The organism is Phormidesmis priestleyi BC1401, assembly GCF_001650195.1.
GTDB classification, from domain to species: domain Bacteria; phylum Cyanobacteriota; class Cyanobacteriia; order Leptolyngbyales; family Leptolyngbyaceae; genus Phormidesmis_A; species Phormidesmis_A priestleyi_B.
Genome location: NZ_LXYR01000121.1, coordinates 1 through 4,888, shown reverse-complemented (window position 1 = coordinate 4,888; position 4,888 = coordinate 1). Strand labels below are relative to the sequence as shown.

Here is a 4,888-nt window from a genome sequence, read left to right as displayed (position 1 = left end):
TCTCGCTGTGTTGAATGAGCCGAATCCCATCATTGGCTTTGTCAATCGCTTGATGTTGCGGTGATCCTGCTCGATGATGTTATTCAGGTACTTGCTCTGCCGGTATTCTGTCTCTGCTGCCAGCGTTTCATCGCCTTTCAAGGCTTCGACTGCCACCGGATAGGCAGCATTTTTATCGACGGTGATCACGCGGGGTGTTTGAGTATGAGTCGCCTTCAGCACTTTGCGGAAAAACCGGGCTGCTGCTTTACCGTCCCGCTTTGCGCTCAGCATGAAGTCCAACGTGTTGCCCATTGAATCGACAGCGCGGTAAAGATATTTCCACGCTCCTTTCACTTCGATGTAAGTCTCGTCCACTCTCCATGAGTCATTCGTGGGATTCAAGAACGGTCGAATGCGTTTGTCCAGTTCAGGGGCAAATTTCAGCACCCAACGATTGAGGGTGGAATGACCCACCTCAATTCCTCGCTCTGCCATCATTTCTTCCAAATCCCGGTAGCTCAGAGGATAGCGGCAATACCACCGCACATTCAACACGATGATTTCGGGCAAGAAGTGCCGCCATTTGAACAGAGAGTCAGTCGTCATTTAGAGCAAGGCTAGAAAAAATTAAGCTTCCCTACCTTACTATTTTTGCGACACAACCGATCTGGGAACGTGGGAGAAAAGAGGCGATCGCTCCCCTACATTCCTCGAAACATCCGAACCGCGTCACCTAGATCGGTTTCTCCGATGAGAATGCAGCGCTTCAGTAGGTCTAAGTCTAGAACCTCTAACCCTGGTAGCTCACTACGATCGATACGTTGATAGCCATCGTTTCGCAGGTGGTAGAGCGCTAATGTGCCATCTTCCCAGAACCACACCTCAGTTACGCCTAACGCGCGATATTTAGAAAGTTTCGCGGTGTTGCCACTAGTAAAGACGACTTCGATCGCGAGGTCAGGAATCGGTTTCGCTTGACCAATCCAGTAAGACTGATCTGCCTGTGCAGAGACTTCACCTTCTCGCTCCAATGTCTTGTCACCAGTTGGACTGAAAGCAATGCCCTGGTCAATCAGAAAAAAGCTGATCAGAAAACCGATGATGTGCGTGAACTTAGCGTGGTCTTCACCGGGCATAAAAATCTCGATCGTTCCATCGTAGTAAGCCAGCTTTGCACGGGAGATCTCTTCATAGCCTTTCTGAAGGTGTTTGAAGTGCTCCCACGTTCCACGTAAGAGAGTGCGCTGGTCTGTGGTCTTAGTGAGTGTCTGGATCATTGGTTTTCCTCATTAGTGAGTGGCTCTAGTCGGATCATTCATGTTCTGTTTGGTTGTCTTTTGGTGATCCACGCTCTCAATATATAGTCTTTAACTTTAGAGGCGATGGATCATTTTTGATTTAGTCACTTTTAGAAGTTTTTTTGTCAGAACGACGATCACCGCCTCGGTTTTCTTTTCTGGCTGGCATCTCTGCTAGAAAGCCTGCCCCAACTAAATACGCCGCTAAAATCTGCTCTAGCTGCGCTGTGGTAGATCTTCCTTGCCTTTCAGCACAAGCCTGTAACGCCGCTTTTACATCTTTATTGATCAGCGCTGAAACCCGTTCTAAGTCGCTCATGGTGAGTGTAGCTTGCATCGTTTTGCCCCTATTAAATCATTAACACTAATGCTAATGCCTCTATCCCTTCAAACTGGGTCTTATTTGATTACTGTTTGCTATACGAAATAGCTGCCATCATAAGAAATCAGGATGTTCAAACTGATTACTTTTTGAACATATTTGCTATATTGATTGCATCGAATTCAAAACGCCTCATGACCCACCGACTACAGACCGCTCTCGATTGCTTCCTGGCTGAAATACTGTCGTTCTAACCCTATGGCTCTTCCTTCAAAGCCGCCCTTCACTTAAACAACTTCAAACTATGCAACGCAGAATCAGCACCCTGCGCTATGACCTGAATCTGCTGATTCTGCGTCACAGCTTGCCCGAAGTATTCGATCGTCTTCACAGCATGGTCAGTGAACAAGTCGAACTCGACGAAAGCGATCAGTTTGCTTCTGATTGGGACGCGCCGATTCTGCACATCGAAAAAGCAACCGAAGCCGCCCTTGCCTTAGCGCAACTCAAAAAAGCGCAAGACGAGGATCTCTGGCGGTAAGGAAGAAATTTAGTCTAATTCATCCCCTTTTGTAGGAAACCAATCAATGACCCCAATCACCGAAGTAACCAGGCTGCTATCGACTCAAAAGGCAGTTCGTAACGAGATTCTAGTCAACCCTGGCAACCGATATCTAGAGTACGTTCCCGCCGATGGGCAAATGATTCGACTGCCCAATGTGATTCGAGAGTTCGATCCATCTTGGGAGGACGTTCCCGCCCCGGCTGCTGACACAGTAATCATTGAGCGTGAAGGCAGAATCTACGCGATCGGTCAAGCCGCCAAGACGATGCACGGGCGATCGGCATTCGACAAAGGCAAGCTCTCAATGATGTTCGATTCAATCTTTGCCGCCCTGGAGCCGTCTTATGGTCAGAGCATTCTGAGAGTTGAGAACCTTAAGATCGCAGTGCCCGACACTCGCAACCAGGACGCGATCGCTGAGTCTAAGAAGCTTCAAGGCACGTTTGAATACACTCGCAACGGTCAAGCGCTGATCACCACGATCGCCCGTGTGACGCTCATTGAGGAAGCAACCGCCGCTTATAACTACGGCACTAAGAACGGCTTATATCAATGGTCAGACGCGATCAATGGGGTTATCGACTTTGGCGGTGGCACGTCATCAGGACGGCTTTACAGCCCCGATGGTCTGATGCTCAGAGAGGCAAGCATTACCTTGCCGGGAACGAACGCCCTTGCCCAAAGCATTCAAGCTCGACTGCTTAAAGAAACCGCCGTGAGTGCTGATTTAAGCGCAATTATGGACGGCATTGAAAGCGGTTCTTATCAGATCGGTCGAAACGGTGCAACGTTCGTTAGTCACTTTGCATCAGCCCGTGATTTGTGGCTTGACGACATCCGATCAAAGGCATCAGCCCAGTGGAGCCAATACCTCAATGACTTGGGGGAAGTGTTGCTCGTGGGTGGCTCGGCTTCACTGGCTGTTGACCTAGAAGAGCGATCTGAAAAGCGGTTCAAAATTGCCCCTAGTCCCCAAGACATCACAATTTTAGGGATGGGCTTGTGATGACTAAGCGCTTTCAAATCTCATTGCCTGACGATGTTGCGGCAACTCTAGAAAAGCTTGCAGAAGATTGCAGCCTACCTCAATCAATCATCATCACTCAGTTAATCAGACGCTATCACCCACAACTTAGAGAACTTCTTGCAGTCGATTGCAACTTACTGCAACTTACTGCAACCTCTCAGCCACTTACACCGCATCAAGCCGTAGAACACCGGATAGAGGTGAAACCAACTACAACAAATGGGTCAAAGCCAGCGCCGCCGCCTCGAACGCCCATGAAACCGTTTTGAACTCAATCAAAAGCCGATCGCGCCAGCCTGTGACAAGACAACGAGATCGGCATCTCTCAAACCATCGCTAAATCATTTGGAGATTTCTCAATTATGGCTACTAAAGAATCACTGATCACCTATCAAGCTCATTCCGCTTCTGAGTGCCTCGATCGCTTGATTGCCAGATTTGGAGACAGACTCGGAAAACTAACCGCCGTCGATAAGCTGGACCAGATTGGCGTTCCCGTAGCAAAATTAAACTAAGTGGCTCCTGTGAAGGGGTCACTTAGTTTAATTTTGCTACGGGAACGCCAAGAAGAACGACATGCCCCGGATTGCAATCTCGGTAGATTTGATGGACACCGGGATAGACGTGCCAGAGGTCGTGAACCTGGTGTTTATGAAACCTGTGCAGTCTCAAATTAAATTGACACAGATGATTGGACGCGGCACTCGCAGCCAGGAAACTTGTAAACATTTGGAGTGGTTGCCAGAGGGCAAAAAAGAGAAGTTCCTGATTATCGATTTCTGGCAGAACAAGTTTGACCGAGAGCCAAAAGATGATGTCGTTAACCAGGATCTACCTGTACTGGTAAAAATCTTTAACACGCGCCTGAAGCTGCTGGAGTGCTATCTGAAAGACCAGGCATTGCCTGAGCGTGAGCAAGTGATTGCAGATGCGCGATCGCAAATTGCTAAAATTCCTCTAGATGCCTTCAGCGTCCAGAAAGTGTATGCTGACATCGAGCTAGCTTGGACAGAGGGTTTCTGGCTGCATCTGACCCAAACGAAGATCAATTTTCTCCGCTCTAAAGTGGGTCCATTGCTGCGTTTTGTCGCTGGAACAGATGTTGCTGCCGCTACGTTCACGAACAAGGTCGAACGACTGAAGCATGAGATTTTGACCAACGTTGTCAAGGACTCCAGTCTGGAATCGATCGCGGAAGATATCAGCCGCTTACCCGATTTTGTGCTGCAAGACCCGCAAAAGCAGGCATCCGTGAACACTTGCCTGTCGGCTCAGTTGCGGTCAGCCACCCCAGCGGCATTGAACCAGGTGATTCATGATCTGGCAGACCAAATGCGGAATCGCCGCGAGAAGCCGAATGCTTTTCTAGAACTAGACCTGAAAGACACGCTTGCTAGCAGTGGTTATATCACTCTGGGTGAAGGGGGAGAAGAGGTTTATGTACAGGAATACCGGGAGCGGGTGGAGCGCAAAGTGCTGGAGATTGTGGAGAACCACCCGACGATCGCCGCGCTTCGCAGTGGAGAGCCTGTCACCGAATCTGCAACTGGTCGCTCTAGAACGAACCCTAAAGCAGGAGCTTGGCGGTCGTGACATTGGGTGCGACCTCTATTTGATACTATTAGAGGGCAACGGAAAAGCCGTATTGATTCAGTTTGTTCCAGAATTGATCCCAACGCGTTGAGGTCAAGACC

General features: G+C 49.1%; 8 protein-coding genes. 5 read left to right on the top strand and 3 right to left on the bottom strand.

Going from position 1 to position 4,888, the window contains the following annotated elements:
- The 3 genes from A8707_RS25590 to A8707_RS25580 form a co-directional block, all read right to left on the bottom strand.
- Positions 1 to 588 (bottom strand): IS6 family transposase (locus A8707_RS25590; RefSeq protein ID WP_068819877.1); only part of this gene is annotated, 588 nt, incomplete at its 3' end.
- Positions 589 to 683: 95 nt separating this feature from the next.
- The gene (locus A8707_RS25585; RefSeq protein WP_068820225.1) at positions 684 to 1,259 is read right to left on the bottom strand and encodes a Uma2 family endonuclease; all 576 of its coding nucleotides are present in this window, start codon (positions 1,257 to 1,259) and stop codon (positions 684 to 686) included.
- Between the two features lie 121 nt (positions 1,260 to 1,380).
- Positions 1,381 to 1,617, bottom strand: a complete 237-nt coding sequence (locus tag A8707_RS25580; protein ID WP_068820223.1) for a hypothetical protein — start codon at positions 1,615 to 1,617, stop codon at positions 1,381 to 1,383.
- A 289-nt stretch (positions 1,618 to 1,906) separates the two neighbouring features.
- Between A8707_RS25580 and A8707_RS25575 the strand changes: the two genes are divergently transcribed.
- The 5 genes from A8707_RS25575 to A8707_RS25560 all read left to right on the top strand — a co-directional run bounded on the left by A8707_RS25575 (position 1,907) and on the right by A8707_RS25560 (position 4,787).
- Entirely contained in the window at positions 1,907 to 2,143 is a 237-nt protein-coding gene (locus A8707_RS25575) for a hypothetical protein (RefSeq protein WP_068820221.1), read from the top strand.
- Between the two features lie 46 nt (positions 2,144 to 2,189).
- Positions 2,190 to 3,173 (top strand): ParM/StbA family protein, encoded by a 984-nt coding sequence (locus A8707_RS25570; protein WP_068820219.1) that lies wholly within the window; start codon positions 2,190 to 2,192, stop codon positions 3,171 to 3,173.
- Positions 3,173 to 3,463 carry a ribbon-helix-helix domain-containing protein gene (locus A8707_RS25565; protein WP_068820217.1) on the top strand — a complete coding sequence of 97 codons (291 nt, stop codon included), beginning with the start codon at positions 3,173 to 3,175 and terminating at the stop codon, positions 3,461 to 3,463. The genes A8707_RS25570 and A8707_RS25565 overlap by 1 nt, the downstream gene beginning before the upstream one ends.
- 93 nt (positions 3,464 to 3,556) lie before the next feature.
- Complete coding sequence (locus tag A8707_RS28730; RefSeq protein WP_156518884.1) at positions 3,557 to 3,709, top strand: hypothetical protein; 153 nt, start codon at positions 3,557 to 3,559, stop codon at positions 3,707 to 3,709.
- A 61-nt stretch (positions 3,710 to 3,770) separates the two neighbouring features.
- Complete coding sequence (locus A8707_RS25560) at positions 3,771 to 4,787, top strand: hypothetical protein (protein WP_068820215.1); 1,017 nt, start codon at positions 3,771 to 3,773, stop codon at positions 4,785 to 4,787.
- Positions 4,788 to 4,888: the final 101 nt, after the last annotated feature.